This is a genomic window from Mesorhizobium sp. M0923 (assembly GCF_040319365.1).
Lineage (GTDB): Bacteria > Pseudomonadota > Alphaproteobacteria > Rhizobiales > Rhizobiaceae > Mesorhizobium.
The window spans coordinates 1-26199 of sequence record NZ_JAMYNW010000014.1 but is presented as its reverse complement, the minus strand read 5'-3'; the positions used below and the strand labels follow the sequence as shown (position 1 = coordinate 26199).

General features: G+C 61.4%; 28 protein-coding genes and 1 pseudogene. 8 read left to right on the top strand and 21 right to left on the bottom strand.

Annotation, left to right across the window (positions count from 1 at the left end; all coding sequences use genetic code 11):
- Nucleotides 1-42: 42 nt before the first annotated feature.
- Complete coding sequence (locus NKH89_RS22545; protein ID WP_352788986.1) at nucleotides 43-924, bottom strand: uracil-DNA glycosylase; 882 nt, start codon at nucleotides 922-924, stop codon at nucleotides 43-45.
- Nucleotides 925-961: 37 nt separating this feature from the next.
- On the bottom strand, nucleotides 962-1606 hold the full coding sequence (locus NKH89_RS22540) for a hypothetical protein (RefSeq protein WP_023718372.1): 645 nt from the start codon (nucleotides 1604-1606) through the stop codon (nucleotides 962-964).
- Between NKH89_RS22540 and NKH89_RS22535 the strand changes: the two genes are divergently transcribed.
- The 3 genes from NKH89_RS22535 to NKH89_RS22525 all read left to right on the top strand — a co-directional run bounded on the left by NKH89_RS22535 (nucleotide 1557) and on the right by NKH89_RS22525 (nucleotide 4231).
- Complete coding sequence (locus NKH89_RS22535) at nucleotides 1557-1826, top strand: hypothetical protein (RefSeq protein ID WP_352910078.1); 270 nt, start codon at nucleotides 1557-1559, stop codon at nucleotides 1824-1826. The genes NKH89_RS22540 and NKH89_RS22535 overlap by 50 nt on opposite strands.
- Before the next feature lie 18 nt (nucleotides 1827-1844).
- Nucleotides 1845-3524 (top strand): electron transfer flavoprotein-ubiquinone oxidoreductase, encoded by a 1680-nt coding sequence (locus tag NKH89_RS22530; RefSeq protein ID WP_352494829.1) that lies wholly within the window; start codon nucleotides 1845-1847, stop codon nucleotides 3522-3524.
- A 110-nt stretch (nucleotides 3525-3634) separates the two neighbouring features.
- Nucleotides 3635-4231 carry a DUF922 domain-containing protein gene (locus NKH89_RS22525; RefSeq protein WP_352494830.1) on the top strand — a complete coding sequence of 199 codons (597 nt, stop codon included), beginning with the start codon at nucleotides 3635-3637 and terminating at the stop codon, nucleotides 4229-4231.
- A gap of 32 nt (nucleotides 4232-4263) precedes the next feature.
- On the opposite strand, the gene NKH89_RS22520 is transcribed toward NKH89_RS22525, so the two are convergent.
- The 5 genes from NKH89_RS22520 to NKH89_RS22500 form a co-directional block, all read right to left on the bottom strand.
- Nucleotides 4264-5301 carry an endonuclease/exonuclease/phosphatase family protein gene (locus NKH89_RS22520; protein WP_352494831.1) on the bottom strand — a complete coding sequence of 346 codons (1038 nt, stop codon included), beginning with the start codon at nucleotides 5299-5301 and terminating at the stop codon, nucleotides 4264-4266.
- Between the two features lie 79 nt (nucleotides 5302-5380).
- Nucleotides 5381-6883, bottom strand: a complete 1503-nt coding sequence (locus tag NKH89_RS22515; protein WP_352494832.1) for an AMP nucleosidase — start codon at nucleotides 6881-6883, stop codon at nucleotides 5381-5383.
- Between the two features lie 83 nt (nucleotides 6884-6966).
- Nucleotides 6967-7161 (bottom strand): hypothetical protein, encoded by a 195-nt coding sequence (locus tag NKH89_RS22510; protein ID WP_352494833.1) that lies wholly within the window; start codon nucleotides 7159-7161, stop codon nucleotides 6967-6969.
- A gap of 31 nt (nucleotides 7162-7192) precedes the next feature.
- Complete coding sequence (locus NKH89_RS22505; RefSeq protein WP_023718367.1) at nucleotides 7193-7345, bottom strand: hypothetical protein; 153 nt, start codon at nucleotides 7343-7345, stop codon at nucleotides 7193-7195.
- 208 nt (nucleotides 7346-7553) lie between these two features.
- Nucleotides 7554-7898: a DUF2147 domain-containing protein gene (locus tag NKH89_RS22500; protein WP_023718366.1), complete on the bottom strand. Its 345-nt coding sequence runs from the start codon at nucleotides 7896-7898 to the stop codon at nucleotides 7554-7556.
- 456 nt (nucleotides 7899-8354) lie between these two features.
- Here NKH89_RS22500 and NKH89_RS22495 point away from each other — a divergent pair, with 456 nt between their 5' ends.
- Both NKH89_RS22495 and NKH89_RS22490 read left to right on the top strand, forming a co-directional pair.
- Entirely contained in the window at nucleotides 8355-8621 is a 267-nt protein-coding gene (locus NKH89_RS22495) for an SEL1-like repeat protein (protein WP_010915070.1), read from the top strand.
- 378 nt (nucleotides 8622-8999) lie between these two features.
- Nucleotides 9000-10121: a branched-chain amino acid ABC transporter substrate-binding protein gene (locus NKH89_RS22490; RefSeq protein WP_352494834.1), complete on the top strand. Its 1122-nt coding sequence runs from the start codon at nucleotides 9000-9002 to the stop codon at nucleotides 10119-10121.
- Nucleotides 10122-10219: 98 nt separating this feature from the next.
- On the opposite strand, the gene NKH89_RS22485 is transcribed toward NKH89_RS22490, so the two are convergent.
- The 12 genes and pseudogenes from NKH89_RS22485 to NKH89_RS22430 all read right to left on the bottom strand — a co-directional run bounded on the left by NKH89_RS22485 (nucleotide 10220) and on the right by NKH89_RS22430 (nucleotide 19349).
- Nucleotides 10220-12208, bottom strand: coding sequence for an acetyl/propionyl/methylcrotonyl-CoA carboxylase subunit alpha (locus NKH89_RS22485; protein WP_352494835.1), 1989 nt, complete (start codon nucleotides 12206-12208; stop codon nucleotides 10220-10222).
- A 112-nt stretch (nucleotides 12209-12320) separates the two neighbouring features.
- A complete protein-coding gene (locus NKH89_RS22480) occupies nucleotides 12321-12692 on the bottom strand; it encodes a hypothetical protein (RefSeq protein ID WP_023718363.1) in 372 nt (123 codons plus the stop codon).
- A gap of 42 nt (nucleotides 12693-12734) precedes the next feature.
- Complete coding sequence (locus NKH89_RS22475; RefSeq protein ID WP_023718362.1) at nucleotides 12735-13109, bottom strand: hypothetical protein; 375 nt, start codon at nucleotides 13107-13109, stop codon at nucleotides 12735-12737.
- Between the two features lie 36 nt (nucleotides 13110-13145).
- Entirely contained in the window at nucleotides 13146-13514 is a 369-nt protein-coding gene (locus NKH89_RS22470; protein WP_023718361.1) for a hypothetical protein, read from the bottom strand.
- Nucleotides 13515-13559: 45 nt separating this feature from the next.
- Nucleotides 13560-13964 carry a hypothetical protein gene (locus NKH89_RS22465; RefSeq protein WP_352909995.1) on the bottom strand — a complete coding sequence of 135 codons (405 nt, stop codon included), beginning with the start codon at nucleotides 13962-13964 and terminating at the stop codon, nucleotides 13560-13562.
- An 89-nt stretch (nucleotides 13965-14053) separates the two neighbouring features.
- Nucleotides 14054-14584 (bottom strand): annotated as a pseudogene (locus NKH89_RS22460) (O-acetyl-ADP-ribose deacetylase).
- A gap of 1 nt (nucleotide 14585) precedes the next feature.
- The gene (locus NKH89_RS22455; protein WP_352494838.1) at nucleotides 14586-16193 is read right to left on the bottom strand and encodes a carboxyl transferase domain-containing protein; all 1608 of its coding nucleotides are present in this window, start codon (nucleotides 16191-16193) and stop codon (nucleotides 14586-14588) included.
- Nucleotides 16194-16197: 4 nt separating this feature from the next.
- Nucleotides 16198-16581: a type II toxin-antitoxin system VapC family toxin gene (locus NKH89_RS22450; protein WP_023718357.1), complete on the bottom strand. Its 384-nt coding sequence runs from the start codon at nucleotides 16579-16581 to the stop codon at nucleotides 16198-16200.
- Nucleotides 16578-16970: an AbrB/MazE/SpoVT family DNA-binding domain-containing protein gene (locus NKH89_RS22445; protein WP_023718356.1), complete on the bottom strand. Its 393-nt coding sequence runs from the start codon at nucleotides 16968-16970 to the stop codon at nucleotides 16578-16580. Before NKH89_RS22445 ends, NKH89_RS22450 begins: the two co-directional genes overlap by 4 nt.
- Before the next feature lie 82 nt (nucleotides 16971-17052).
- On the bottom strand, nucleotides 17053-18216 hold the full coding sequence (locus NKH89_RS22440) for an isovaleryl-CoA dehydrogenase (RefSeq protein ID WP_352909993.1): 1164 nt from the start codon (nucleotides 18214-18216) through the stop codon (nucleotides 17053-17055).
- A 48-nt stretch (nucleotides 18217-18264) separates the two neighbouring features.
- Nucleotides 18265-18927: a TetR/AcrR family transcriptional regulator gene (locus NKH89_RS22435; RefSeq protein WP_352494840.1), complete on the bottom strand. Its 663-nt coding sequence runs from the start codon at nucleotides 18925-18927 to the stop codon at nucleotides 18265-18267.
- Between the two features lie 143 nt (nucleotides 18928-19070).
- Nucleotides 19071-19349 carry an acylphosphatase gene (locus tag NKH89_RS22430; RefSeq protein ID WP_352909990.1) on the bottom strand — a complete coding sequence of 93 codons (279 nt, stop codon included), beginning with the start codon at nucleotides 19347-19349 and terminating at the stop codon, nucleotides 19071-19073.
- A gap of 196 nt (nucleotides 19350-19545) precedes the next feature.
- On the opposite strand from NKH89_RS22430, the gene NKH89_RS22425 reads away from it, so the two are divergent.
- Nucleotides 19546-20052 (top strand): MarR family winged helix-turn-helix transcriptional regulator, encoded by a 507-nt coding sequence (locus NKH89_RS22425; protein WP_352909987.1) that lies wholly within the window; start codon nucleotides 19546-19548, stop codon nucleotides 20050-20052.
- Nucleotides 20053-20097: 45 nt separating this feature from the next.
- Here the strand turns inward: NKH89_RS22425 and NKH89_RS22420 are convergent, their stop codons facing one another.
- Nucleotides 20098-21204, bottom strand: coding sequence for a pyridoxal phosphate-dependent aminotransferase (locus tag NKH89_RS22420; protein ID WP_352909985.1), 1107 nt, complete (start codon nucleotides 21202-21204; stop codon nucleotides 20098-20100).
- 121 nt (nucleotides 21205-21325) lie between these two features.
- Here NKH89_RS22420 and NKH89_RS22415 point away from each other — a divergent pair, with 121 nt between their 5' ends.
- Both NKH89_RS22415 and NKH89_RS22410 read left to right on the top strand, forming a co-directional pair.
- Nucleotides 21326-22978 carry a tetratricopeptide repeat-containing sulfotransferase family protein gene (locus tag NKH89_RS22415; protein WP_023718350.1) on the top strand — a complete coding sequence of 551 codons (1653 nt, stop codon included), beginning with the start codon at nucleotides 21326-21328 and terminating at the stop codon, nucleotides 22976-22978.
- A gap of 190 nt (nucleotides 22979-23168) precedes the next feature.
- Nucleotides 23169-24821: a tetratricopeptide repeat-containing sulfotransferase family protein gene (locus NKH89_RS22410; protein WP_023718349.1), complete on the top strand. Its 1653-nt coding sequence runs from the start codon at nucleotides 23169-23171 to the stop codon at nucleotides 24819-24821.
- Between the two features lie 275 nt (nucleotides 24822-25096).
- Here NKH89_RS22410 and NKH89_RS22405 read toward each other — a convergent pair.
- Nucleotides 25097-26199 (bottom strand): porin (locus tag NKH89_RS22405; protein ID WP_352909982.1); only part of this gene is annotated, 1103 nt, incomplete at its 5' end.

Here is a 26199-nt window from a genome sequence, read left to right as displayed (position 1 = left end):
TTTCCCTTCTCCACCACAGAGAGAAGGAAGAGGCGCGCGACCTCAACTCAGCGCCCGCAACTTCGCCTTCACTTCGAGGAAATCCCGCCACGCCAGCTTCTTGTGCGCCGGCGTCCTCAGGAGATAGGCCGGATGCAGGGTCGGCATGGCGGGAATTGCGACGCCGGATGGGGTCGTGTGGACGCGCCAGTTGCCGCGCAGCCGCAATATGCCTTCGGAGGTGTTGAGCAGGGTCTTTGCCGACGGGCCGCCGAGATTGACCAGCACTTTCGGAGCAACCAACTCGATCTGCCGTTCGATGAACGGCCGGCATATCTCGGTCTCGTGTGGCGTCGGCGTGCGATTGCCCGGTGGCCGCCAGGGAATGACATTGGCGATGTAGACTGAATTTCGATCAAGACCGATCGCGGCCAGGATGTGGTCGAGCAGCCGGCCAGAGCGGCCGACGAACGGCAGGCCCTCTATGTCCTCGTCGCGGCCCGGCGCTTCGCCGACCAGCATCACCTCGGCAGTCGGATTGCCGTCGGCGAACACCAGGTTCTTGGCCGTGAATTTGAGATTGCAGCCGTCGAATGCCGCCACGTGTTGGCGAAGCTCGTCGAGGTTTGCCGCCGACCTCGCCAGTTGGCGCGCCAACGCCGCCTGCGCCTCGTCGGGCACCGTTGCGGTGGCCGGAGGCGTTCGCACTACCGGTGCCGTGTTCGGTCTCTCGCCCATTTCGGCGCGCGACACGCTCGTCGAGCGTTGCGGCGCCGCATTTTCACCGGCCGGCAGAGCGGCCGCCGCGGGTACCCGCTCCGGCGGCCTGGCTTCTGCAAACCTGTTTACCGGCTGTTCTTCAAGTGCCTCATCGACGCCAGCGCTGGCGTAGAAGGCCAGCAGTTCGGCGAGATCGGCTCGGTTATTGTGGGGGGCGGCAGTCATGGTTTCACATTCGGCCGCGGAGCTTGAATTTGCAAGTTCAGCTCGACGGTATACGCGGATCCTGCACCAGATAGAACGTCCAGCGCGGCGTGTAGTCGGTGATCAGGAAATAGAAGCTGGCGGTCTTCAGCGGGTCGATCTTGCCGTTCTTGAACAGCAGGCGGTCATACGGTTCGAAATTGCGGTCGAAATCGGCGTAGCTGCTCGACCAGATATTTTCGGGCGTTTTGTTGCGCTGGTCGAACGACAGGCCGTCGCCGAACACGCTCGGCTGGTCGAGGATCTCCTGGAGTTCGAACTGGAACTCGACCCAGGCCTGGCCGCTATTGTTGAGCACGTCGATGCGCATGTACATCAGCCCATTGGCGAAGTCTCCAGCCTTGCCGAACGGCTGGATCGGCTTCGTCGTGCGAATGGCCAGCGTTACCGGCGTCGCTGAATTCAGCTCTTCGGTGATGACGAGCGGATCCTCCTTCGTGCCGACGCCCGAAGCCCCGGTGATGCGGAAGCCGCCGCGCTCGTCGGAAAAGGAGTAGGCGCCGGTCGCCCAGACCAGTCGTGGGTCGGCGCGGGCATCGACGGCCGCCAGCGGCAGAAGCGCCAAGAACGCCGCACGGCAAATCCGGCCGGGCGTGAAAAAAAAGCGCGTCGATGAAAAGCCAGCCGGCCCGAATATGCGCATGGCGGGAAGTATGGCCGATAAGCAAGCCGTCGAACAATTAAAAACATCAGTGCGACATATCCTTACAGACGGAATAGGATTGAAGATTGGTACTCGCCACCGCGAATCTGTGCGGCAGGACGCGACTTTTGACGAAATCGGTATTGTCACGTCCGCGCCGGTTTCCCGTCGCTATTTGATGCGCTATGCAGCGCGTGAGCCAGCAAGATGCTGGGAATAGCGAGCCAGTGAGGGGTCGATGAGCGATATCGAACGCGAAAGCATGGAATTCGACGTGGTCATCGTCGGCGCCGGCCCGGCCGGCCTCGCCGCCGCGATCCGTCTCAAGCAGGTCAATCCCGAGCTTTCCGTCGTCGTGCTGGAAAAGGGCGGCGAAGTCGGCGCGCACATCCTGTCCGGCGCCGTCGTCGATCCGATCGGCATCGACCGGCTGTTGCCCGGCTGGCGCGAAGAGGAGGGTCATCCCTTCAGGACACCGGTCACCGACGACCATTTCTTGGTTCTCGGCGCCGCCGGTTCGTTCCGTCTGCCCAATATCCTGATGCCGCCGCTGATGAACAATCACGGCAACTATGTCGTCTCGCTCGGCAATGTCTGCCGCTGGCTGGCGACAAAGGCCGAGGCGCTGGGCGTCGAGATCTATCCGGGCTTTGCCGCGGTCGGCCTGCTCTACAACGAGGCCGGTGCGGTCACCGGCGTCGTCACCGGCGACATGGGCGTCGAGAAGGACGGCACGCACGGCCCGGGCTTTGCGCCGGGCATGGCGCTGATGGGCAAATATGTCTTGATCGGCGAGGGCGCGCGCGGCTCGCTGGCCAAGCAACTGATCGCCAAATATCAGCTTTCCGACGGTCGTGAGCCCGGAAAATACGGCATCGGCCTCAAGGAACTCTGGCAGGTCAAACCGGAAAACCACCGGCCGGGCCTTGTCCAGCATTCCTTCGGCTGGCCGCTCGATATGAAGACCGGCGGCGGCTCCTTTCTCTACCATCTCGAGGACAATCAGGTGGCAGTCGGCTTCGTCGTTCACCTGAACTACAAGAACCCCTATCTGTCGCCCTTTGACGAGTTCCAACGCTTCAAGACCCATCCGGCGATCCGCGGCACCTTCGAGGGCGCCAAGCGGCTGGGCTATGGTGCCCGCGCCATCACCGAAGGTGGCTGGCAGTCGGTGCCGAAACTGTCCTTCCCCGGCGGTGCGCTGATCGGCTGCGCGGCCGGCTTCGTCAACGTGCCGCGCATCAAGGGCTCGCACAATGCCGTGCTCTCCGGAATGCTGGCCGCCGAGCATGTCTGTGATGCGATAGCCGCCGGCCGCGCCAATGACGAGCTGGCCTCCTACGAGGCCGCCTGGCGCGCCACCGACATCGGCAAGGATCTGAAGAAAGTGCGCAACGTCAAGCCGCTATGGACGCGCTTCGGCACCATTGTCGGCGTCGGCCTTGGCGGGCTCGACATGTGGCTGAACACGCTGTTCGGCTTCTCGCCCTTCGGCACGATGAAGCACGGCAAGGCTGACTACGCCACGCTGGAACCGGCCGCCGCGCACCAGAAGATCGCCTACCCGAAGCCGGACGGGGTGCTGACCTTCGACCGGCTGTCGTCGGTGTTCCTGTCCAACACCAACCACGAGGAAAACGAGCCGGTGCATCTGCTCGTCGCCGACATGGACCTGCAGAAGCGCTCCGAACATGACGTCTATGCCGGGCCCTCGACGCGTTACTGCCCGGCTAGCGTCTACGAATGGGTCGACAAGGACGGCAATGCCGCCGCCGATCCTGCGGCCAAGGATGTGCGCTTCGTCATCAACGCGCAGAACTGTGTGCACTGCAAGACTTGCGATATCAAGGACCCGAACCAGAACATAAATTGGGTGCCGCCACAGGGCGGCGAGGGCCCGGTCTACCAGAACATGTAAGTCACAAGGTTTGCTCCGGACCAAACAAGATGAGGAGCAGCGCAACCATAGGATTGTTGAATAGACCGCCTGCCTGTGTTTCCTTTCTGTGACGACAGGGAGGAAGGAAAATGCGTCTGGCAGTTCTGACGAGCGCTGTGGCGATCGGGGCGTTGTGCACCCCTTTAGCCTTGGCCGACACTAAAGTATTGGTCAAGACACGAACTTATAACATTGCCGGAACCACCGGCGCGGCCCTGATCGAGGCCATGGATCGCAGTGGGCCGAAGCACGGCTTCATGACCCACGCCATCGCGCAGACCGGCTACAGCGTCGATGATTGGACCTTCGACGCCTATACGGAAAACGGCGTCTGCCGCCTGCGCCAGGCCAACGGGACGCTCAATCTCTTCTATACCTATCCCAAACTGGCCTCAGCCACGTCGCCGGCACTGCAGAAGCGGTGGAAGCGGTTCCTCGCTGGCGTCCGCGCCCATGAAGAGACCCATGGCCGCATCGCCAGACAGATGATGCGGGCCACCGAAAAGTCGGTTCGAGGGCTGACAGTCGATGATGACCCGCACTGTTTCGAGGCACGTCGCGAGGCAAAGCGCCGGATCAATGCCATCTATGCCGAATATGAAGCAAAGCAGAAGGCCTTCGATGCGCGCGAGCATCGCGACGGCGGCCCCGTCGAGCACCTCATCCGCGCTTTTGTGGGCCAATAATAAGCCAGGGTAGAGATTGGACTGCGGATTTTTCAGCTTCGGGCCCCGCCAGGCAGCGCCGCAAATGCGGTCGCCGTCTGGTGCTCGTCGAGCGGCTCTTGTCCACCCGAGCGCAGCGAAAATTCCACCAGCACCGGCAGATGGTCTGAGCCGGTGTCCCCAAGGGTCGACGCCGAACGGATGGCGATAGCGCCCTTGCTGAAAACCTGGTCGATCGGCAGTCCGGCGAAGCGCAGGAAATCCGGCAGCTTTCTGTAGAGCCAGGTCGGCCCGACCGATGGCATTACAGTCAGCTTGCCAAGCGATGCGACGCGCCGCACAGCGGCGCTCCATGGCGCTGCGTTGCAGTCGCCCGCCAGGATCGACGTCTCGCCAAGCGAGACGATTTCGTTCGACAGTCCGTCAATCTGCCGTGATTGGTTGTGCGGCCATGGCCAGGTGAGGTGGATGGCGGCGACATCGACGTCGGTTCCGCCGAAATCGACCGTAGCGATTGCCATCGCGCCGCGGCTGTCGCAGTGCGGCTCTGTGCCCGCGGCAAACGGTCGTCTGGACAGCAGCGCAACGCCGAACACGCCATTGGGATACGGGCAGAGGATCCGGTAGGGATAAGCGCCGGACAGCAGCCCAAGCTTTGCCTTCCACATTTCGGACACCTCATCGAGGGTGATCACATCAGGCTGGGTCCGGCCGATCAGCGACAGCACCTTCTCAGGCGTTGGATTGTTGAACCTGAGGTTCATCTGCAGCAGGCGGTAGACCGCCTCGCCGCCGGGCCTGGCGTCGTAGGCGGCCTGCACCTGCCATAGCCGCGAAAGCGGCAAGGCATTCGACGTGGTGGCAAAGGCGGCCACCGCAAACAGCAATCCGGCGGCGGCCTGCAGGCGAAACGAGGTGGCGAGCAGCGGCAGCGCGCAAAGCGCCATCAAGAAGGCAAAATGAACGCGGAAATGAGCAAAAGAATCGAAGGCCGGATGCAGCGATCCGAAGAACCCGGCCACCAGCGCGACCGAGAGTGCAAGCATTGCGACGAACGCCAGCGCAACCGTCATGTCTCGAACACGTGCCATCGCTTTGTCTATCGGCAGAAATGCGGCTCAATCAAGATGACGAAACGTCCTGCCGTGGACCGACACATGCGATCGGCAGCTACTGGAAGGCAGTTTCCGAAAAGCTCCTGAGCTTGCGCGAATGCAGCCGCTCCATCGGCATTTCGGCCAGCTTCTCCATCGCCCTGATGCCGATGGTCAAATGCTGCGCCACTTGCCGCTTGTAGAATTCGGTCGCCATGCCAGGCAGCTTCAATTCGCCATGCAGGGGCTTGTCGGAGACGCAAAGCAGCGTGCCATAGGGCACCCGGAAGCGAAAGCCGTTGGCGGCGATCGTCGCCGATTCCATATCGAGCGCGATCGCCCGCGACTGCGACAGCCGCTGCACCGGCCCGCGCTGGTCGCGCAACTCCCAATTGCGGTTGTCGATGGTGGCGACGGTGCCGGTGCGCATGATGCGCTTGAGGTCGTAGCCGGAAAGCCCGGTGACCTCGGCGACCGCTTCCTGCAGCGCCACCTGGATTTCAGCCAACGGCGGAATCGGCACCCAGACCGGAAGGTCGTCGTCGAGGACATGGTCTTCCCGTACATACGCATGCGCCAGCACATAATCCCCCAGCGCCTGCGTGTTGCGCAGACCGGCGCAATGGCCGAGCATCACCCAGGCATGCGGCCGGAGCACCGCGATATGGTCGGTGATCGTCTTGGCGTTGGAAGGGCCAACGCCAATATTGACCATGGTGATGCCGCCATGGTTCGGCTTCTTCAGATGATAGGCCGGCATCTGCGGCAGGCGAGGCGGCGCGGCACCCTCACCGGGCGCGCTGTCCCCGACTTTGGTCACAATATTGCCCGGCTCGACGAACTCGACGTATCCGTCACCGCCATTGGCCATCAAATCGCGTGCACGGGCGACGAATTCGTCGATATAGAACTGGTAATTGGTGAACAGCACGAAGTTCTGGAAATGCTGGGGACTGGTCGCGGTGTAATGCGACATCCGATGCAGCGAATAGTCGATCCGTTGCGCGGTGAACGGTGCCAGCGGCCGTGCCTCGCCCAATGCCACTTCGAACGTGCCGTTGGCGATCTGGTCGTCGGTGCCGTCGAGATCCGGCACGTCGAACAGGTCACGGATCGGCCGTTTAATGCGCTCGGCAGCAGTGCCGTCGACATGCGTGCCTTCGAGAAAGGCGAAATGCAGCGGGATGGGAGTGGTCGATTCCGAAACCGTGACCGGAACGCCGTGGTTGCGCATGATCAGCCGAAGCTGTTCGGTGAGATAGCTTTCGAAAAGGGCAGGCTGGGTGACGGTGGTCGAGAAATGCCCCGGCGTCGGCATGTGGCCATAGGCCTGCCGCGAGTCGATCTGGGTGAACGAACTCGTGGTGACGCCGATCTCCGGATAGAAGGCCCGGTAGCGTTTGTTGTTGTCGCCGCCCGCGGCGAGCGCGGCAAATGAATCGCGCAGGAACTTGGTATTGCGGTCGTAAAGCACCTGCAGGGCGGCGACCGCCTTCTTGGCGTCGTTGAAGCTCTGTCGGCCAAACGGCTCCGGCGTGACGACCGATTCAATGGCTTGGGGATAGATTCGCTTTTCCATGACCCAATATAGAGAGTTGGGCGCGCGGTTGGGAGGGGGTAAGGCGGTCTCAGAACGCTGTTGGGCGTTTTCTTTCCTGCGATTCAACCGCGCCGCAGGCTGACCAGCAGCACAAAGCCGAGACCGGACTTCCTCAGCGCAGGCGCCTCGATGGTCGAACCGGCATCGGCGCGCATCGTCGGTACGGCCAGAACCGGGGCCGCCAGAAGCATTAGGATGAGCGCCGTCCGCGGCAGAAGCCGAAGGGTCTTGAGGACGTTGGCGGTGAGGTGGGTCATGGCGTGGTTTTCTAGATTCTCGCTGTCGGGTTCAGTGGCGAAGCTGGTTCGGGCAACCGAGCCGGCAGGAAATGGCGACGTCCCAGGCGCGGGCCGGACGGCCGGCTTCGGCGACAAGGACAGCGAACAACATGCCGAACAGGCTCATCAGCAGGCAGACGATGGTGAAGCGGCGGGCAAGCATTGCGCGGTGTCTCCTTCAACACGCATGACAATGCCTTGCCCCGGCTGAACCAGCTCTGATGCCGGCGTTCATCTGGGGTTCAAAATGGTTGATGATCTCTGGACGGGCCGCCTTGAAAGCAGCGACCGGTGGCGACGCCGTGGCTGCGAGACCGATAACATGAAAACGGGGCCAACTGGCCCCGCTCATCCCGGCAGGAAGGGCTCGATCAGAGCTTATGCCAGGTCTGGCTCTTGCAGATCAGCCCGCCGAGCACGCAGCCGCTCATCTTGAGCGAACTGCCGGAAAGCGACGCCTTGCCCGAATAGGTCTTGTCGGTTTCCGGGTCGGTTATCGTGCCGGCATATTTGTTGTCGCCGGCCACCTTCAGTGAACCGATGTTCTTGCCGGCAAATTTGCCGGATTTGAGCGTAATCGAAAATGCCCCGCCGCCACCCGAAATGGCGGCAGTCGATCCGGCTTGCGTTTTCCAATTGCCTTCGATCGGATCGGCCCATGCCGCGCCGGTCATCGTTATTGCGGCCGCGAGGGCCAGGCTCACTTGTCGAAACATGTCTCTCCTCCCTCAGGCAAGTCAATCGGGCTCCGCCCCGGCCGTCTGCCCCTTACGCAAACGTAAGCTAGTCCAGCTCTCGGAAAAACAAAAGCGGTGCCGCGACGGAAGGGTTGCGGGTTTTTGCCCGCTCCCGAACGGCCGCGCCGGCGAAAAATGAAACGGGCCGCACACGTCTTTGTGTTCCGTGGTTAGCGGAGTCTTGATCCGCGCCTCGCAAGTTTTCTTCAAATTTTGTGCAAACCGGCGCGATTGCTGGCTTTGTATCCTTAACGAATTTTCGCGTTTACCTCTTGTTTTAGCTTTGTTTTCCTCAAATTAAGCACGCCATTTAACGACGGATTCAAGCCTCCGCGGCATTCTCGAAAGCATCGAAAGAGAGCCGCCCCGAAGGTAGTCAAGGACACCGAGGGACAGACGGAGACACCTCTCGGGAGCCAGAACAGGGGATTTGAAATGGCACGTTTTGAAATGCTTGAAGCCGGCTTCGGCGCCATGGGGGCAACTGCCCAGGCCGATATTCTTTTCGAGTTGGGCATGATGTATGCGACCGGCCGCGATTGCGAGACCGATGTCGTCGCCGCCCACAAATGGTTCAATATCGCCGCGATCAAGGGTTCGGCCCGCGCCGCGGAACTGCGCTCTGAATTGTCGGCCGCCATGTCGAAGGTCGAGATCGCCAAGGCGCTCCGCGAAGCCCGCGAATGGATGACGATGCACTGAATTCGTCAACGTCGACTTCACGGGGGTACTGAGTTCACGACAGGGACGCTTCGGGTCAAAGCCGCGCAGACGGTTAGGCCCGAAAAATCAAGGCCGCGCAAGACGGCAGGGCCAAGAAGATCAAGAACACGGCAGCCGCTGAGCAATAGACAGGGAAGGCGAGCGGGTCCTGGCGCGGCTGCGTTGGGAAGCTCATGACAAAAGCCGCGACCGGCCGGAACAAGGCTGGCGCGGCTTTGTCTTTGGGACCGCGTGTTGCAGGCCCAATCGAGTGCCGACGATGCGCCTAGACAGCTCCGGTGAAGGATGAAATTCTCCCGCCACTCTGGAAGAGGCGCGGCCGGGACGGTCGCGCGAGAGTGGAGGAGTTGTGTCACCATGAAGAAATTCAGTATTTTGAGCGCCGCCATATTTGGCCTGATGATGACCGCGCCGGTCGCCTTCGCCGACGACATCACCTTTTCGGTGGTCGGACCGATGACCGGTCAGCTTGCCACCATCGGCGATCAGTTCAAGCAGGGCGCGCAAGCCGCCGCTGACGCGATCAACGCGGCTGGCGGTGTCGATGGCCGTCAGATCAAGCTCGACATCGAGGATGACCAGTGCGATCCGAAGCAGGCGGTTTCGGTCGCCAACCGCATCATCGCCAATGGTGTCAAGTTCATCGACGGCCACGCCTGCTCGGGCTCCAGCATCCCGGCCTCCGCTGTCTACGCCGAAGCCGGCGCGCTGATGATGAGTCCGGCTTCCTCGAACCCGGTGCTAACCGACGCAGCGGCGAAGGCTGGCTGGCCGACGATCATGCGCCTCTATACGCGCGACGATGCGCAGGGCGCTTTCATCGGTCCATGGATCGCCAAGAAATATGCCGGCAAGAACGTCGTCATCATGCACGACAAGAGCGCCTATGGGCAGGGTGTGGCCGATGCCGTCAAGGCAACGATGAACCAGAACGGTCTCAAGGAGATCCTCTACGAGGGCATCAACGCCGGCGAGAAGGACTACTCCGCGCTTGTTACCAAGCTCAAGGAGCTGAAAGCTGATGTCGTCTATTTCGGCGGCTATCATCCCGAAGCGGGCCTCATCCTGCGCCAGTCGGCGGAGCAGAACCTCAAGTTCCAGCTGATCATGCCGGACTCGATCGCTTCGCCGGAATTCTGGCAGGTTGCCGGTCCGGCCGGTGAAGGCACCATGTTCGTCTTCCCATCGGATCCGCAGGCGAAGCCCGAAGCCAGGGAAGCCATCGCCAAGATCAAGGCCGGCGGCTTCGTGCCGGAGGGCTTCACGCTGTTTTCCTATGCGGTGATCCAGGCCTTCGCCGAAGGCATCAAGCGCGCCGGCAGCGACGACCCGGCCAAGGTCGCTGAAGCGTTGAAGAACGGCCAGCCGATCAGCACGGTTGTCGGTCCGGTCACCTTCGACGAGAAAGGCGACCTCAAGAACGCCAGCTACGACATCAACCAGTGGCACGACGGCAAATACGCCCCGATCCAGCCGTAATGGCCGCGGCGCCGCAAGCTGCGCTGGTGTAATCGAACATGGCCGGGGTCAAACCCGGCCATGTTGTTCTTGGCGATGCCTTTGTGACGCGTTCGAGATCACTTCGTGGATAGGGAAACAGCAGTCAGCTGTGGTTCCTCGGCAAAGCGAACCAGCACGGTTCCGTCGGTGACCTGCGCGCCTTCGGCAGCGATTTCGGCGATTACCCCGTCATGGGGGGCGGCAATGGTGTGCTCCATCTTCATCGCCTCCAGGATCAGCAGCGGCTGCCCCTTGATCACGGCCTCGCCTTTGCCAGCACGAACCAATTTGACCAGTCCCGGCATTGGCGCGCGCAGGCTGCCGGAAGCGGCTGCGGCTTCGTCGGCCCGCGCCAGCGGATCCGGCACGGCAAAACCATAGCCGATGGCGCCTTCGAAGACCGTGACGTGGCCCGGCCAGCGGGCGAGGCGAGGCGCGGCGCGGAGATCATGCGAATTGGCGCTGTCATAGGGGGCATCCAGCGCCACCTCGAACCGCCCGTCCGGCCGCACCGATACGCGCGCGACGATCCCCTGCTCGCCAAATCTCAGCAGCGTGCGCCGCGCCACCGCGTGGAAATGCGCATAGCCGGCCAGTGACGACCAGGGATCGTCGGAGGACGGCAAGTCGCCCGCACCAGACGCGGCAAGTGCCGCAGCGGCAATCGTCTCACCGCTCGGCGGCGGAACCGCCGTCAGCGCCTGCTGATGCCTGGCGATCAGGTCGGTATCGACATCGCCCGCCGCAAAATCCGCATCAGCGGCCAGCGCGGCAAGAAAGGCGGTGTTGACCGTCGAGCCGGCGATTTCGGTCTGCGACAGCGCCGCGCCGAGTGCCGTGAGCGCCGTCCGCCTGTCCTTGCCATGGATGACCAGCTTGGCGATCATCGGATCGTAAGACGGCGAGATCGCATCGCCGGCGCGCACACCGGTTTCGATGCGCATGCTCGCACCTTCGGGCGCCGGTTGCGGAAATTTTAAATGGTGCAAGGTGCCGGTCGCCGGCAAAAACCCTCTTGCTGCGTCCTCGGCATAGATGCGCGCCTCGAAGGCGTGGCCGGAGAGCGCGACCTCGCTCTGCGTCTTCGGCAGTTTTTCGCCGGAGGCCACCCGCAACTGCCACTCGACCAGGTCGATGCCGGTGACCATTTCGGTGACCGGGTGCTCGACCTGCAGGCGGGTGTTCATTTCCATGAACCAGAAACGGTCGGCCTTCAGACCTTGCGAGGCATCGACGATGAACTCGATGGTGCCGGCGCCGGAATAGTGGATTGCCTTGGCGGCCTTCACCGCCGCCTCGGTCATCGCCTTGCGCAACGCCGGCGTCATGCCGGGGGCAGGCGCCTCCTCGATCACCTTCTGGTGGCGGCGTTGCGCCGAGCAGTCGCGCTCGTAGAGGTGCACGACATTGCCGAAACTGTCGCCGAATATCTGCACTTCGATGTGGCGCGGCTTGTCGACATATTTTTCCACCAAAACGCGGTCGTCACCGAAGGCGGCCTTCGCCTCGCGCCGCGCGCCAGACAGTGCTTCCGAAAAATCATCGGGATGCTCGACGCGCCGCATGCCCTTGCCGCCGCCACCGGCGCGCGCCTTGATCAATACGGGGTAGCCGATCTCGCGCGCCTTGGAGGCGAGCAACACGATCTCCTGCGCCTCGCCATGATAGCCCGGCACCACCGGCACGCCGGCCTTTTCCATCAGCCGCTTAGCCGCGTCCTTCAATCCCATGGCGCGGATCGAGGCCGCCGACGGCCCGATGAAGATCAGCCCCGCCGCGACCACCTGGTCGACGAAGTCGGGATTTTCCGAGAGAAAGCCGTAGCCCGGATGAATGGCCTCGGCACCCGTGGCCAAGGCCGCCGCGATGATCTTGTTACCCCGCAGATAGCTTTCGCCGGCAGGCGAGGGACCGATATGCACCGCCTCGTCCGCCGTCTCGACATGCAAGGCGCGAGCGTCGGCGTCAGAATAGACGGCGACGCTGCGCACACCCATCCTGCGTGCCGTGCGGACCACCCGGCAGGCGATCTCGCCACGGTTGGCGATCAGGATCTTGGCGAACATCGGGCCTCCACAGGCAGAGCTCGCCGCCAACGGCGCGAATTCTCTTCACGCGAGCTGCGGCAATACCCCGCTTTGTAATCTGGCCGTCAAAGGATAGGCAAGCGAGGCCTGCCTACTTGGAGGCCGCGATTTCGCAAGCTCCACCGGTCGTGACCTTGTAATGGCTGCGGGTGGCCTGGCAGGATTTCATAGCCATATCCTCGGCAGCCTTTTGCGAGGGCGCATTCAAGCGCGAGCCGCACATGATGTACAACGAACGCACTCTGGAATACGGAGTGGTCGCATAGGCTGAATGGCCGCTGGCCGCCACATACGCCTTATATGCCTTGGTACACGGCCGATCCGCGGTTGCCGGCAAATACGGGTAGAAACGGACGTCGCCCTTGCTTCCAGCTAGCGATTCGGCGGCGCCAATATTCGGTGCAGAGGCCACGAACAGTGCAAGTACCAATATGGTTGCTCGCCTGATGGATAAAGATTTCATTGCCCAACCCATTTGAAAAACCCAAGACTGGCAGATATTCAGCTATTTGGAGGCGGCTATTTCGCAGCCTCCGCCTGTCGTAACCTTATAACTGTTGCGGGTGGCCTGACAGGATTTTAACGCCAACTCTTCGGCAGCTTGCTGTGATGGTGCATTCAAGCGCGAGCCGCATATGATGTACAGCGAACGCACCCGGGAATACGGAGTGCTTGCATAGGCCGAATGGCCACCGGCCGCTACATAGGCCTTGTAAGCCATGGTGCATGGATCCTTCGGATTCTTCGGCAAATAGGGGTAGAAACGGGTCTCGCCCTTGCTTCCCGCCAGCGATTCCGCCGTTCCTATGCCAGGTGCCGTGAATACAAGAAAGCCGGCAAGTATCGAAGCGATTGTACTTTTGACGTGTCTCGGTGTCATTTTTCCCCCTGGAAGAGCGAACGCCAACAGCATCTCCTACTTGGAGGCAGCGATGCTGCAAGCTCCCGCGGTTGTGACCTTGTAGCTCCTCTTGGCTGACTGGCAGGATTTCAGCGCCTGCGCCTCTGCAGCCTTTTGCGACGTTGCATTTGCACGCGCGCAAATCATGAACTCGGTCGCCCAATTGAATGGAGTCGACGCATAAGCGGAATGGCTGCCGGTCGCCACATAGGCCCTGTATGCCTTCTGACAGCCTCCCGTCGAGCCAGGTGCGAAATAGACGGGATAGCGGCTGTCGCCCTTGCTTCCCGCCAGCGACTCCGCTGCTCCGATACCGGGCGCCCCCAACACGAGCAACCCTGCAAATATGGATACAGTTGTTTTCTGAAAAAGCTGAAGTCTCATCTTCGCCCTATCCCCCATTGCTATCTGGCGCTTTGATGCCGAAAGCTACTTGGAAGCGACTACGCCGCAGCCGCCGACCATGTCCACTTTGAACTTCTTGCGACCGGATTCGCATGACTTAAGCGCGAGCGCTTCGGCAGCCTTCTGGGACGGTGCGTTAATGTGCACGCCGCAGACGAAATACAGGACCCTTGCTCCGGTGATGGTCGATGCGTAGGCGGAATGACCGGCCGCAGCCACATAGGCGTTGTAGGCCTGCCTGCAATTGCCTTCCGAGCCTTGCTGAGGGAGATACACGAAGGAACGCTTGTCGCCGACTTTCCCAGCCAGCGACGCCGCTGCACTGGCGCCAGGCGTCGCTAATATAAGCAACCCCGCAAGTATAGACGCAGTTGTTTCCTTGAAAAGCCGCCGTTTCATCTTCGCCCAATCCCCATTGGTATTTGACATGACCAATAGCCGTGATTCTTTCGGCTGGCCAGATGAAGAAGCAAAAAAATTGGTCTGGAGGTGTGGACGGGTTCGTCGCCCGCGCAGGGTCACACCCTGCCGAGTGCAGCAACGACCCGCTGATACAGTTCGGCCGTCGGCTCGTCGAAGCAGCAGAAAATGACAGTTTCCGGAACGATATTCTGGCCGATGAAGGCACTCACGGTACCGACAGCAATTTGCGTCGCCTGATCCTTAGGATAGCGGTAGACACCGGTCGAGATCGCTGGAAACGCCACCGTCCGGCAGTCCTTTGCGGCGGCGATTTCGAGTGACCGGCGATAGCAGGAGGCGAGCAGCTCGGCTTCTCCTTTACCGCCGCCTTACCAGACCGGTCCGACCGTGTGGATGATGTAGCGTGCCGGCAGCCTGTAGCTCTTGGTGAGCTTTGCCTCGCCAACCTTGCAGCCATTCAGCATCCGGCATTCGAACTCAAGCTCGGGGCCGGCCGCGCGGTGAATGGCGCCGTCCACGCCACCGCCGCCGAGAAGCGAGGTGTTGGCGGCATTGACGATGGCATCGACCGCCAGCTTCGTGATGTCGCCGGTGTGAACGCGAATCCTCTGGCCGACTGCGCTCATCTCACATCCTGAACACGCCGAACCGGGTCTCCTCGATCCCGGCGTTCAGCGCGGCCGACAGGCTAAGCGCCAGCACCTCGCGGGTCTTCGCCGGATCGATGATGCCGTCGTCCCAGAGCCTTGCCGACGAATAGAGCGGGTGCCCTTCATGCTCGTACTTCATCAGGATCGGCTTCTTGAATTTGGCTTCCTCTTCGACGCTCCACTCGCCACCCTTGCGCTCGATGCCTTCGCGCTTGACGACGGCCAGCACCGTTGCTGCCTGTTCGCCGCCCATCACCGAGATGCGGGCATTCGGCCACATCCACAGGAAGCGTGGCGAATAGGCGCGTCCGCACATACCGTAATTGCCGGCGCCGAACGAGCCGCCGATGATCACGGTCACCTTCGGCACCTTGGCCGTTGCGACCGCCATGACCAGCTTGGCGCCATCCTTGGCGATGCCGCCGGCCTCGTATTTTCGCCCGACCATGAAACCGGTGATGTTTTGCAGGAAGACCAGCGGGATCTTGCGCTGGCAGCACAGCTCGATGAAGTGCGCGCCCTTCAGCGCGCTTTCCGAAAACAGCACGCCATTGTTGGCGACGATGCCGACCGGCATGCCGCTGAGGTGGGCGAAGCCGGTGATCAGCGTGGTGCCGTAATTCTGCTTGAACTCATCGAACTCGGAGCCGTCGACGATGCGGGCGATCACCTCGCGCACGTCGTAAGGCTGGCGCAAATCCGTCGGTACGATGCCGTAGAGTTCATGTGGATCGTGAAGCGGCGGAATCGATTTCTTCAGGGCCAGGCTTACAGTCTTGTTCCGATTCAGGTTTTTGACGATACGCCGGCATATTGCCAGCGCATGTTCGTCGTCGAGCGCATAGTGATCGGCAACGCCGGAAAGCCTTGTGTGCACGTCGGCACCACCGAGGTCCTCGGCGGTGACGTCCTCGCCGGTGGCCGCCTTCACCAGCGGCGGCCCGCCGAGAAAGATGGTCGCCTGGTTGCGCACCATGATTGTCTCGTCCGACATCGCAGGCACATAGGCGCCGCCGGCCGTGCATGAACCCATGACGCAGGCGATCTGCGGAATGCCGGCGGCCGACATGTTGGCCTGGTTGTAGAAGATGCGGCCGAAATGATCGCGGTCGGGAAACACCTCGTCCTGATTGGGCAGATTGGCGCCGCCGCTGTCGACCAGATAGACGCAAGGCAGATTGTTCTGCAATGCGATCTCCTGTGCACGCAGATGCTTCTTCACCGTCAGTGGATAATAGGTGCCGCCCTTCACCGTGGCGTCATTGACGACGACCATGACTTCGGTGCCTTCGACGCGGCCGACGCCGGCGATGAGGCCGGCCGAGGAGATGTCCTCGCCATACATCGACCACGCCGCGAACTGGCCGATCTCGAGGAAGGGCGAGCCGGTATCGAGCAATTGGGCAAGACGTTGCCGCGGCAGGAGCTTGCCGCGCGAAACATGCCGCTCACGCGCTTCCTCCGAGCCGCCGTGTTCGACCGTAGCAGCCTTTTCCGCAATATCGGCGACCAGCGCCCGCATGCGCTCGGCATTGGCGCGGAAAATATCGGAGACGGGCGAGATCTGCGAGGTGAGGGGGGCCATGGCGCTACCGGATCAGCTCGATCTTGCAGCCGACATCCAGGTCGCCCCAGTCGCGATCGGCGGTGACGGCAATGGCGTTCTCGCGAATCGCCAGCGCCAGGCAGGCCCGATCGCCCAGCGACAAGCCGCGATGCCGCGTCAGTTGGCGAAGCTGGCCGGCGGCGATGCCCATCGCTTGGTCGAAAACGGCGATCGGCATGCCGAGACTTCCGAGGTCGTCGGCAGCCTGTTCCAAGCTGCGTCCCTTGTCGATCAGCTTGGCAATGATCTCGGCCGCATTGACCGAACTGCATTGTGCATCCGGCGCGAACCCCAAAGCATTCTCGGTGCCTTGCTCGTTGAGCAGGATTGCGAGCGCCGCCGAACTGTCCATGACGTAGGGCTTCATTTCACCCGCTTTCCTGTCGTCCCTTCGGCGTGAAGCCGGTCGAGACGCTTGTCGCTTCGACGCTGCTCTTCCCGCCGCTCCTTCAGAAATTCGTCGACGACGCTTTCACCGGGCTGTTTCAGCGCCGACAATTCGGCCTGAACGCGTCGCAGATTCTGCAGCCACGATCTTACCCGCAACTCGCCGTTTTCGACATGAAGGATCATGTCCTCGCCAGGCTTCACGCCCATCTCCTCGCGCATCGCAGCAGGGATGACGAAGCGCCCGCCCTCGCCAAGCTTGACGCGCTCGCGTTTCGCCGGAACCCGAAGCCGCGTTTTGCGAGCGCCAGCATCGAACTGTGCTTGCGGATCTTCATCAAATCCGGACTTTCCCGTTCTGCCCGCCATGGTCCGTCTCGCTTGTATTTATGGCATATGTCCAGAAGTATGCCATATCGTGCGGCTTCTGGCAAATCTCAAAAGAATGCCATTAGGCGCCCTCCGCCATGATTTCCCGCCCGATCAGCCAGCGACGGATTTCGCTGGTGCCGGCGCCGATCTCGTAGAGCTTGGCGTCGCGCAGCAGCCGGCCGGTAGGGTAATCGTTGATGTAGCCGTTGCCGCCCAAAAGCTGGATGGCGTCGAGCGCCATCAGCGTCGCCTTTTCGGCGGCGAACAGCACGCACCCGGCGGCGTCCTTGCGCGTCGTCTCACCGCGATCGCAGGCGGCGGCTACGGCATAGACGTAAGCACGCGCCGCATTCATCGTCGCATACATGTCGGCGAGCTTGCCTTGCACCAGCTGGAACTCGCCGATCGGCTGGCCGAACTGCTTGCGTTCGTGCACGTAAGGGATCGCCACGTCGAGGCACGCAGCCATCAGGCCGATCGGGCCGCCGGCAAGCACGGCGCGTTCGTAGTCGAGGCCTGACATCAGCACCTCGACGCCGCGCCCTTCCTCGTGCAGCACATTGTCGAACGGCACTTCGACATTGTCGAACACCAGCTCGCCGGTGTTCGAGCCGCGCATGCCGAGCTTGTCGAGCTTTTGCGCCACCGAAAAACCGGCAAAGGCCTTTTCGACGATGAAAGCGGTGATGCCGCGCGAATGGAGTTCCGGATCGGTCTTGGCGTAGACGACCAGCGTCTCGGCATCCGGCCCGTTGGTGATCCACATTTTGGTGCCGTTGAGCACGTAGCGATCATTGCGCTTTTCGGCGCGCAGGCGCAGCGACACGACATCTGAGCCGGCACCCGATTCCGACATCGCCAGTGCCCCGACCTTTTCGCCGCTGCAGAGCGAAGGCAGATATTTTTCTTTCTGCGCCTGCGTCGCCCAGCGGTTGATCTGATTGACGCAGAGGTTGGAATGGGCGCCGTAAGAGAGGCCGACCGAGGCCGAGGCGCGCGAAATCTCCTCCATCGCCACGACATGGGCGAGGTAGCCCATGCCGCTGCCGCCGAAATCGGGATCGGCGGTGATGCCGAGCAGGCCGAGCCCGCCGAGCTCCGCCCACAGATGTGCCGGGAATTCGTTCGAGCGGTCGATCTCGGCGGCTATCGGCGCGATTTTCTCCTGGGCGAAGCGCCGCACCAGATCGCGCAGCGCCTCGATGTCTTCGTCAAGCCCGAAGTTGAGCGTCTGCGTGTACATGCCGTTCCTCCCGGCGCACGACCGCGAAAATCGGGATCATGCGCGAAATCAAAGTGCTACAGCGTCCTTTGCGCGCTCGAATGGACGCACGGTGCCGTGGCTCGTCCTCGCGCCATCGCTCTTTGCTCCAACAAGGCGCATTGTCATTGCTAGATATGTAGCGGTGACTTCGGCGATCGACAGCCGTTCGCCCGGCCGGAACCAGACGATGACGCCGGTCATCATCTGGATCAGCGCCATGGCGGTGAGCCCGGTGTCCTCGACGCTGAACAAGCCCGCTTCGACGCCGTCGCGCAGAATGGCGCGCAGCTCCTTCTCGTAAGCGGTGCGCATGCGCAGGATCTGCGTGAGACTTTCGTGCGACAGGCTGCGCAGCTCCATGTTCGAGACATGGGTGGAATGGCGGCGTTCGACGTGGAAAGCGATGTGGTTTTCAACATAGGCGGCGAGCCGCGCTGCCGGATCGGCGCCGACAGGGCGTGTTGTGCGCCACGCCTCGATCAGGCCTTCCATATGCTCGCGCATCAGCGTGAACAGAAGGTCCTGCTTGGTCGGGAAATAGCGGTAAAGCGCCGCTGCCTGGACGCCGACCTCGGCCGCCAGCTGGCGCATCGACATCGCCTCGTAGCCGAGACGCGCAATCAGGCTGACCGCCGCCTCCCGGACCGCAGCTTCGGTCTTCTCTCCGTCGGAACCGGTCGTACGCGCCATGACAAGCCGCCTTTTCAGAACAATAAAACAAACGTTCAATTAATTCAAGGAGTGTGTTCGGGTAAGGCAATGGCTTCAGGTTTGCTCTATCTGCACCCTGGAGATTTTGTGCGATGGAAGCGAATGAGCAGGATCATGCCTTGCTAGGCAACGATCGTGAAACCCCCGGACATGTTGCGTGCCTCGATCTCCTCGACATCGACCTTCGAAACTGCTGCCCCTGGCGGCCCTTGCCAGAGACGTTCGATCATTGTCGAGACCGCCGCATCGGCACCTGCAATCGAGGCTGTCACCGAGCCGTCAACTTCGTTGCGCACCCAACCGGCAAGGCCAAGTCCAGACGCCTCGCGCCGCGCCCAGACCCGGTAGCTGACGCCTTGCACCTTGCCGTATATGCGCACCTGCACCGTCCGGTCGGTCATCGCGCTCTCCATCCTCTGTATCGAGTCTGGCGCATCGCCGTGCAAATTCAACCAGGCAACGTGCATCGAAGGTCTGTCTCCGGTCCCTATCTGCCAGCTTCACGTGCGAGCTAGGCGGCGTCTCCATCAATGATTGACTAAGTCAAATAATAGACCATCATGGTCCTTAGGAGCGATCAGCGCGAAGGAGGTCGACATGCCGGCCGATCGGAATGCCCTTGTCGCGGAGATACGTGGCTTCAATCGCTTCTACACGCGCCTGATCGGGCTGCTCGACCTGACCTTGACGCGCAGCGCCTATACGCTGGGCGAGGCGCGGCTGCTGTTCGAATTGGGCCGCCGATCCCGCGCTGCCGCCGATAGCGGCGGTGAGGTTGGGTTTCTGGCACGGGCGTTCCACCTCGATCTCGGACCGGCAGCCTCCGAAATCGCCGCCGAACTCCGGCTCGATCCGGCCTACGTCACGCGCGTCCTGAGGAGATTCGCTGCCGCTGGCCTGACCGAGATACGCACTGACCCAGCCGATCGGCGCAGACGCATCCTGTCGCTAACCGCTCGCGGAAGTGCGGAACTCGCCAGGCTTCAGGCTGCGACGGATCGCGATCTCGCCCGGCTGACGGCCAGCCTCGCCGATGACGCGGCTGCCGAATTATCGGACGCCTTGAAACGGGTCATGCGCCTGCTTGATGGTGGGGAGAAGTAGCGGCGGTACTGGAGGTCGTGGTGCTCCGTCGCCCCTTTTGGCGCCTCAATTCCCCCGCGCTGCCGCCAGTGCGCCCGGCAGTTCTTCGGCAAAAATGTCGAGCTCGTGATCGAGGCCGACGCTGACCCGGATGCAGCGGTCGAGCACTGGCACCATCGGCTTGCGGATGAACACGTCGCGCGACAACAGCGCCTGCAGCACCTTCAGCGCGAAAGCGCCGTCGCGGCCGCACTCGATGGTGACGAAATTGGTCGCCGAAGCCAGCGGCTTCAGCCCGTTCGCCTCGGCTATTCCGGCGATGCGCCGGCGGCCGGCGGCGACCCGCGCCACCACGCTCTCCAGCCATGCCTGATCGGCAAGCGCCTCGACGCCGGCGATCTGCGCCATGCGGCTGACGCCGTAATGGTTGCGTATCTTCTCAAAGTCGCGAATCACCTGGGCTTCGGCCACCGCGTAGCCGCAGCGTATGCCGGCTAGCCCATAGGCCTTGGAGAAGGTGCGCATGCGGATGACGTTCGGCCGCGCGATATCAATCGGCGGCAGCGCTGAGGCTGGCCCTAATTCGCCATACGCCTCGTCGAGCACCAGCATGGTGGTCTCCGGCAAGGCCTCGATGAAGCGGCCGAGCTCGGTCGCTTCCCACCAGCTGCCCATCGGATTGTCCGGATTGGACAGGTAGACCAGCGGCGCCTTTTCCTTGGCCACGGCCGCCAACAGGCCGTCGAGGTTTTCCCGATCGTTCTCGTAAGGCACCGCGACCAACCGGCCGCCGACGCCGGCGACATGAAAGTTGAAGGTCGGATAGGCGCCGCGCGACGTCACCACCGCGTCGCCGGGCGCCACATACATGCGCGCCACCAGGCTGAGCAGCCCATCTATGCCTTCGCCGACGACGACGTTTTCGGCGCCGACATCGAGATGCCTGGCTACTGCTACCTTCAAATCGTGATTATCGGGGTCGCAATACATCCACATGTCGGCGGCAATCTCGGCCATGCGGGCAACGACACGCGGCGAAGGGCCAAAGCTGCTCTCATTGGCGCCGATGCGAGCGCGAAAGGCGCGGCCGCGACCACGCTCCTGCGCCTCCGGGCCGACAAACGGCACCGTAGAGGGAAGCGCGTCGATAAGCGGCGTAAGGGGAGGGCGCATAGCAAAGGCTCGTTCGAAAAGGAGCCTTCTTGCTAGCCTGCCGGCTGGGCCTGCGCAAGTTCCACGAACGGCGGCGACGGTCAGGCTGGATTCTCGCGGATCATTTTGCTAGCGAGACATGATGAGGAACCGACTGCCGCCCGCCTGGTCCAAGCATATAAAGTCCCACCCGGCGCCGAAAGTGGAACCGCCGAAGGCGAAACCATTGACGCGCGTGCAGGCCGACGATGCGCTGCTGAAACAGGCGTATGGCTTGCAGCAGGCCAAGCGGTTGGCCGAGGCTCGGGAACTGTGCCGTCGCGTGCTGGAGCGCACGCCCAACCATCCCTTGGCTTTGTATATCATGGGCACGCTATTCATCGGGCTCGACGATGAAATGGCCCTGCGATATTTGGCGCGAGCCGTCGGCGTGGAGCCCCGAAACCCCTATTATCACCTTAGTCTGGGTGAAGCTTATCTGAGGGTAAGCGAATATTCGCCCGCAATCACGCACATCCAGCACGCTCTGGAGTTGAAGCCCGATTTGGTGGAGGCGCTTTGCGCATTGGGGCGCGCCTACGTCGAATTCGACAAGGCTGACATGGCTGTGCCGGTTTACGAGAGAGCGCTCAAGATCAACCGCGATCATCCCCGCGTTCGGACGGGGCTTGCCAGCGCACTCACCGGTCTTGGTCGCATGGATGAAGCCAAAATCTATCTGAAGGAGGCGATCGAACGTCGCATCGCTATGCCCGCCGCCTATAATGAGCTTGTGCGTACGCGCAAGTTCACCGAGGAGCCGGCCGAACTTAGGTCCATCCTGCGCGAGCTTGGTGAGCCAAAGCTTGACCCGGACAGTGTGACGACACTTCATCACGCTGCCGGCAAAGTGCTGAACGACCTTGGGCGCTACGAAGACGCGATAGATCATTTCAAGAAAGGCAAGCGGGCCGCCGGCTATAAGTTCGATCTGGAGACCTATCGCCGCTGGATCGACTCCACGATTGAGTTCTTCAACCCGGACATGTTGGCCGCCAAGGCGGGTTATGGAAGCCCGTCGGAAGTGCCCGTGTTTGTATTGGGCATGCCCCGATCGGGCACCACCCTGACCGAGCAGATTTGCGCGAGCCACCCGAATGTTCATGGCGCCGGAGAGCTGAAAAAGATAAGGCGAGCCGCAAATGCTATCGGCCTCACGAAGGTTTCGGCACGGACCTTGGACCAATCGATCGTTCCGATCACCCCCGACCTATCCAAAATGCTGGCCGAGGAGCACCTGTCCTATCTTCGTGAGCGTGCGCCGACCGCGCTTCGCATCGTCGACAAGATGCCCCGGAATTTCGAACTGATCGGTCTCATAGGGCTTCTCTTCCCCAATGTACGGATTATTCACTGTCGTCGCGATGCCATCGACAATTGCCTCTCGTGTTTTTTCCAGAATTTCTCCAAGGGACACAGCTACATCGCCGACCTGCAGACACTCGGGCTGTACTACCGTGAATATGATCGCCTGATGCGACATTGGGACAAGGTTTTTCCCGGACGCATCTTCGAAAGTCGCTACGAGACGCTGGTTGCGGATCAGGAGGCACAATCGCGCCGTCTGATCGATCATCTTGGATTGCCCTGGGACGATACCTGCCTGCGCTTCTTCGACAAGGAGGGATCGGTCAACACGGCCAGTCGCTGGCAGGTTCGGCAACCGATCTACAGTTCATCTGTCAAGCGCTGGAAAAACTATGAGAGCGCAATCCAGCCGCTGATCCAGTCGCTCGGTGATCTCGCCGAGATTTGACTCGGGAATTGCAGTCGGCAATTTGCATTTGTGTGGGCCACGAGATCTGAATCGCCAGGTTTGTGGGCTGGGGCTGCAATTGCGGCGGGGCACCGGTTGCTAGACTAAGCTGCCGGCCTGGCTGCCAAGTTCTGCGGCGGGCGGGCACGTCAGGCTGGATTCTCCCAGATCATTTTGCTAGCGAGACATGATGAGCAACCGACTGCCGCCCGCTTGGTCCAAACACATAAAGTCCCGCCCGGCGCCGAAAGTGCAGCCGCCGAAAGCGAAACCGCCGTCGCGCGCGCAAGCTGACGACATGCTGTTGCGACAGGCGCTCGAACTCCAGCAAGCCAAGCGGCTTCCAGAGGCCGAGGAGTTATGCCATCGCGTTCTCGCCCGCACGCCAAACCACCCGCTTTCGCTGTACATCCTCGGCACGCTGGGGCTCGGTATCGACGATGAGTTGGCTCTCAAATATTTTGCACGAGCAGTAAGCCAGACGCCTCAAAATCCGTATTTCCACCTTAGCCTGGGAGAGGCCGGTCTGAAGCTTGGCGACAGCTTGCTTGCGATCAGGCACCTGCAGCGCGCCTGCGAATTGAAGCCCGATCTGGTGGAAGCGCTTTGCGGACTGGCGCGTGCCTACGTCAACTTCGACAAGGCCGAGATGGCTTTGCCCCTTTACGAGAAGGCACTGAAGATCAACGGCGACCATCCCATGGTCCGAATTGGTCTGGCTGGTGCGCTCGCCAGCCTCGGTCGCATGGACGAAGCCAGAGCCTATCTCAATCAGGCAATAGAACGTCGCGTCGATGTTGGGGCAGCCTACAACTACCTGGTCGACACGCAAAAGTTCACCGAAAAACCTGCCGAGCTCGACTCTATCCTGCGCGAACTCTCCAATCCCAGGCTCGAACCGGTTGCTGCATCCCAGCTCCATCACGCTGCAGGCAAAGTGCTGAACGATCTCGAGCGCTACGATGAGGCGATGGATCACTTCCAGAAGGCAAAAAAGGCCGCTGGTCACGATTTCGACCTGGAGTACTACCGCCGAAGTGTCGATTCCATGATCGAGATATTCAGCCCGTCACTATTGGAAGCCAAGGCTGGCCACGGCAGTCCATCCGAAGTGCCTGTGTTTGTGCTGGGCATGCCCCGGTCGGGGACGACGCTGACCGAGCAGATCTGCGCGAGCCATCCGGACGTCCATGGCGCCGGGGAGCTTACGAAGCTGCGCCGAATCGCGAACTCGATGGGCTTTAGAACACAATCGGATGAGGACCTGCGCAGTTCGATCATGTCGATGACGAGGGATCAGTCGAGGGCGCTGGCCGAAGAATACCTGTCTTATCTGCGCCAGCACGCGCCTGCCGCGCTCCGCATAGTCGACAAGATGCCGCACAACTTCGAGTTTATCGGAGTGATTGGAATTCTTTTTCCCCACGCGCGCATCATTCATTGTCGGCGCGATGCCATCGACAATTGCGTGTCCTGCTTCGTCTTGCATTTCACCAAGGACCACGGCTACAACGCCGACCTTGAGACACTCGGCCTATACTACCGTGAATATGATCGCTTGATGCGGCATTGGAATAAGGTCTTTCCCGGACGTATTTTCGAAAGCCGCTACGAGACGCTGATTGCGGATCAGGAGGCGCAGTCGCGCCGTCTCATCGATCATCTCGGCTTGCCTTGGGACGATTCCTGCCTGCGCTTTTTCGAGAAGGACAGGTCGGTCAATACCCCCAGCCGCTGGCAGGTGCGGCAGCCGATCTATACATCATCGGTCAAGCGCTGGAAAAAATATGAGAGCACAATTCAGCCGCTGATTCACGCCTTGGGAGATCTAGCCGAACTTTGAACGAGTGGGTGGCGTTCGGCAGGCCGAGGTCGACGGTGACTTGCTGTCGAGATCCGTTGATCCTGTAGGCCAGCCCTTCAGATCGTGCCAAGATCTTCATTTTTTGCACGTTCGGACAAGCGGGCGCGGCGAGCATTACAATTGACCAGCTCAGCCCTGCGATAGGTATTCAGTGGCAGCCTGTATTCATGCACCGAGAGTTGTTAGCTGCGTCGCCCGATACGAAAAACCCGGCGGTTGGCCCGCCGGGTTCGATCTCAATCAGGTTCGGATTGTTAGAATGAGCGCTGGAAGCGCAGCATCCCGCCGACGCTGTCCTTGTCGTCGGCATTGGTCCAGTTGCGATCGTAGGCTTTATCAAACTGACCGTCGCGAGCCCAATCGACTTCGGCAGTGATCGTGAAGCCGGGAACGATATCGTAGGCGATGTTCGCGGCGACGCCGTAGTTCTTGTCGTCGTCAACCGATGCTTGGAGGTTGAACGAGGTCTTCTCGTTGATGGTGTAGGTGCCACCACCCCAAACTGCCCAGTTGCCGCCCCACTGCTTATAGAAGTTGCGGTCGATGTTGTCGTCCGAACCGTAACCGGCCATGACGAACAGTGTCAGGTTCTGTATCGGCGTAACGTCGACGCGAACCTTGCCGGCCCACTCTTCCCAAGTGCTGTCATAGGCGGCAACACCGGTGATCGAGCCCCAACCCTGCGTGTATTTAATACCGCCGACCACATACGGAACATAGCTGTCGATCGAATCATTGCCGCTGTTGCTGTCTTGGAAAATGCCAGGATCCGCATCGGCACTGCCCGAACCGGTTTCCAACGAAGCCACGGCCGAGAAGCCGTTGCCGGCGTCGAAGTAGTACTGGACGACATTGGTGTCGAAGCCGCCATAGGGGACTAGCGTATCCTGGATGACGTTGCCGGCGTAGCCGATGAACGTGTCGAAGGCCGATTCGTCTTTGCCGACGCGCAAACCACCGAGTTGGACCCAGGCAAAGTTCAGCGAAACACTCGTACCGCCGTTAAAGTTGTCATCAAGATAATCGTTGTGGTTACCCCAGTTGAAACGGGTCTCGGTGTAGGTCTTCAAGGTGCCGAGCTCGGTTTCCTGGCCGGTCCAGGTCTTCAACGTGAATCGGGCGTGCTTGTAGTAGGTATCCTGCGAGCCGCCGTCCATCTGGTCCGTGGTCTTCGCACCGTCGAAGGAGCCGACGTCGCCGATGCCGATGTCATAGCGGACATAGCCACCGATGCGCAGGCAGGTTTCGGTGCCTGGGATGTAGAAGTAGCCAGCGCCGTAGACGTCGCAAATCTTGACGTATTCAGCGGGTTCCGGCTCGGCGACGACGACGGCGTCGGCGGCGCGCGCACCGGAAA

What these genes read in the sequence shown, in the direction of transcription:
- NKH89_RS22545 (WP_352788986.1), bottom strand. Translation starts at nt 924, where the DNA reads ATGACTGCCGCCCCCCACAATAACCGAGCCGATCTCGCCGAACTGCTG.
- NKH89_RS22540 (WP_023718372.1), bottom strand. Translation starts at nt 1,606, where the DNA reads ATGCGCATATTCGGGCCGGCTGGCTTTTCATCGACGCGCTTTTTTTTC.
- NKH89_RS22530 (WP_352494829.1), top strand. Translation starts at nt 1,845, where the DNA reads ATGAGCGATATCGAACGCGAAAGCATGGAATTCGACGTGGTCATCGTC.
- NKH89_RS22525 (WP_352494830.1), top strand. Translation starts at nt 3,635, where the DNA reads ATGCGTCTGGCAGTTCTGACGAGCGCTGTGGCGATCGGGGCGTTGTGC.
- NKH89_RS22520 (WP_352494831.1), bottom strand. Translation starts at nt 5,301, where the DNA reads ATGGCACGTGTTCGAGACATGACGGTTGCGCTGGCGTTCGTCGCAATG.
- NKH89_RS22515 (WP_352494832.1), bottom strand. Translation starts at nt 6,883, where the DNA reads ATGGAAAAGCGAATCTATCCCCAAGCCATTGAATCGGTCGTCACGCCG.
- NKH89_RS22510 (WP_352494833.1), bottom strand. Translation starts at nt 7,161, where the DNA reads ATGACCCACCTCACCGCCAACGTCCTCAAGACCCTTCGGCTTCTGCCG.
- NKH89_RS22505 (WP_023718367.1), bottom strand. Translation starts at nt 7,345, where the DNA reads ATGCTTGCCCGCCGCTTCACCATCGTCTGCCTGCTGATGAGCCTGTTC.
- NKH89_RS22500 (WP_023718366.1), bottom strand. Translation starts at nt 7,898, where the DNA reads ATGTTTCGACAAGTGAGCCTGGCCCTCGCGGCCGCAATAACGATGACC.
- NKH89_RS22495 (WP_010915070.1), top strand. Translation starts at nt 8,355, where the DNA reads ATGGCACGTTTTGAAATGCTTGAAGCCGGCTTCGGCGCCATGGGGGCA.
- NKH89_RS22490 (WP_352494834.1), top strand. Translation starts at nt 9,000, where the DNA reads ATGAAGAAATTCAGTATTTTGAGCGCCGCCATATTTGGCCTGATGATG.
- NKH89_RS22485 (WP_352494835.1), bottom strand. Translation starts at nt 12,208, where the DNA reads ATGTTCGCCAAGATCCTGATCGCCAACCGTGGCGAGATCGCCTGCCGG.
- NKH89_RS22480 (WP_023718363.1), bottom strand. Translation starts at nt 12,692, where the DNA reads ATGAAATCTTTATCCATCAGGCGAGCAACCATATTGGTACTTGCACTG.
- NKH89_RS22475 (WP_023718362.1), bottom strand. Translation starts at nt 13,109, where the DNA reads ATGACACCGAGACACGTCAAAAGTACAATCGCTTCGATACTTGCCGGC.
- NKH89_RS22470 (WP_023718361.1), bottom strand. Translation starts at nt 13,514, where the DNA reads ATGAGACTTCAGCTTTTTCAGAAAACAACTGTATCCATATTTGCAGGG.
- NKH89_RS22465 (WP_352909995.1), bottom strand. Translation starts at nt 13,964, where the DNA reads ATGTCAAATACCAATGGGGATTGGGCGAAGATGAAACGGCGGCTTTTC.
- NKH89_RS22455 (WP_352494838.1), bottom strand. Translation starts at nt 16,193, where the DNA reads ATGGCCCCCCTCACCTCGCAGATCTCGCCCGTCTCCGATATTTTCCGC.
- NKH89_RS22450 (WP_023718357.1), bottom strand. Translation starts at nt 16,581, where the DNA reads ATGAAGCCCTACGTCATGGACAGTTCGGCGGCGCTCGCAATCCTGCTC.
- NKH89_RS22445 (WP_023718356.1), bottom strand. Translation starts at nt 16,970, where the DNA reads ATGGCGGGCAGAACGGGAAAGTCCGGATTTGATGAAGATCCGCAAGCA.
- NKH89_RS22440 (WP_352909993.1), bottom strand. Translation starts at nt 18,216, where the DNA reads ATGTACACGCAGACGCTCAACTTCGGGCTTGACGAAGACATCGAGGCG.
- NKH89_RS22435 (WP_352494840.1), bottom strand. Translation starts at nt 18,927, where the DNA reads ATGGCGCGTACGACCGGTTCCGACGGAGAGAAGACCGAAGCTGCGGTC.
- NKH89_RS22430 (WP_352909990.1), bottom strand. Translation starts at nt 19,349, where the DNA reads ATGACCGACCGGACGGTGCAGGTGCGCATATACGGCAAGGTGCAAGGC.
- NKH89_RS22425 (WP_352909987.1), top strand. Translation starts at nt 19,546, where the DNA reads ATGCCGGCCGATCGGAATGCCCTTGTCGCGGAGATACGTGGCTTCAAT.
- NKH89_RS22420 (WP_352909985.1), bottom strand. Translation starts at nt 21,204, where the DNA reads ATGCGCCCTCCCCTTACGCCGCTTATCGACGCGCTTCCCTCTACGGTG.
- NKH89_RS22415 (WP_023718350.1), top strand. Translation starts at nt 21,326, where the DNA reads ATGAGGAACCGACTGCCGCCCGCCTGGTCCAAGCATATAAAGTCCCAC.
- NKH89_RS22410 (WP_023718349.1), top strand. Translation starts at nt 23,169, where the DNA reads ATGAGCAACCGACTGCCGCCCGCTTGGTCCAAACACATAAAGTCCCGC.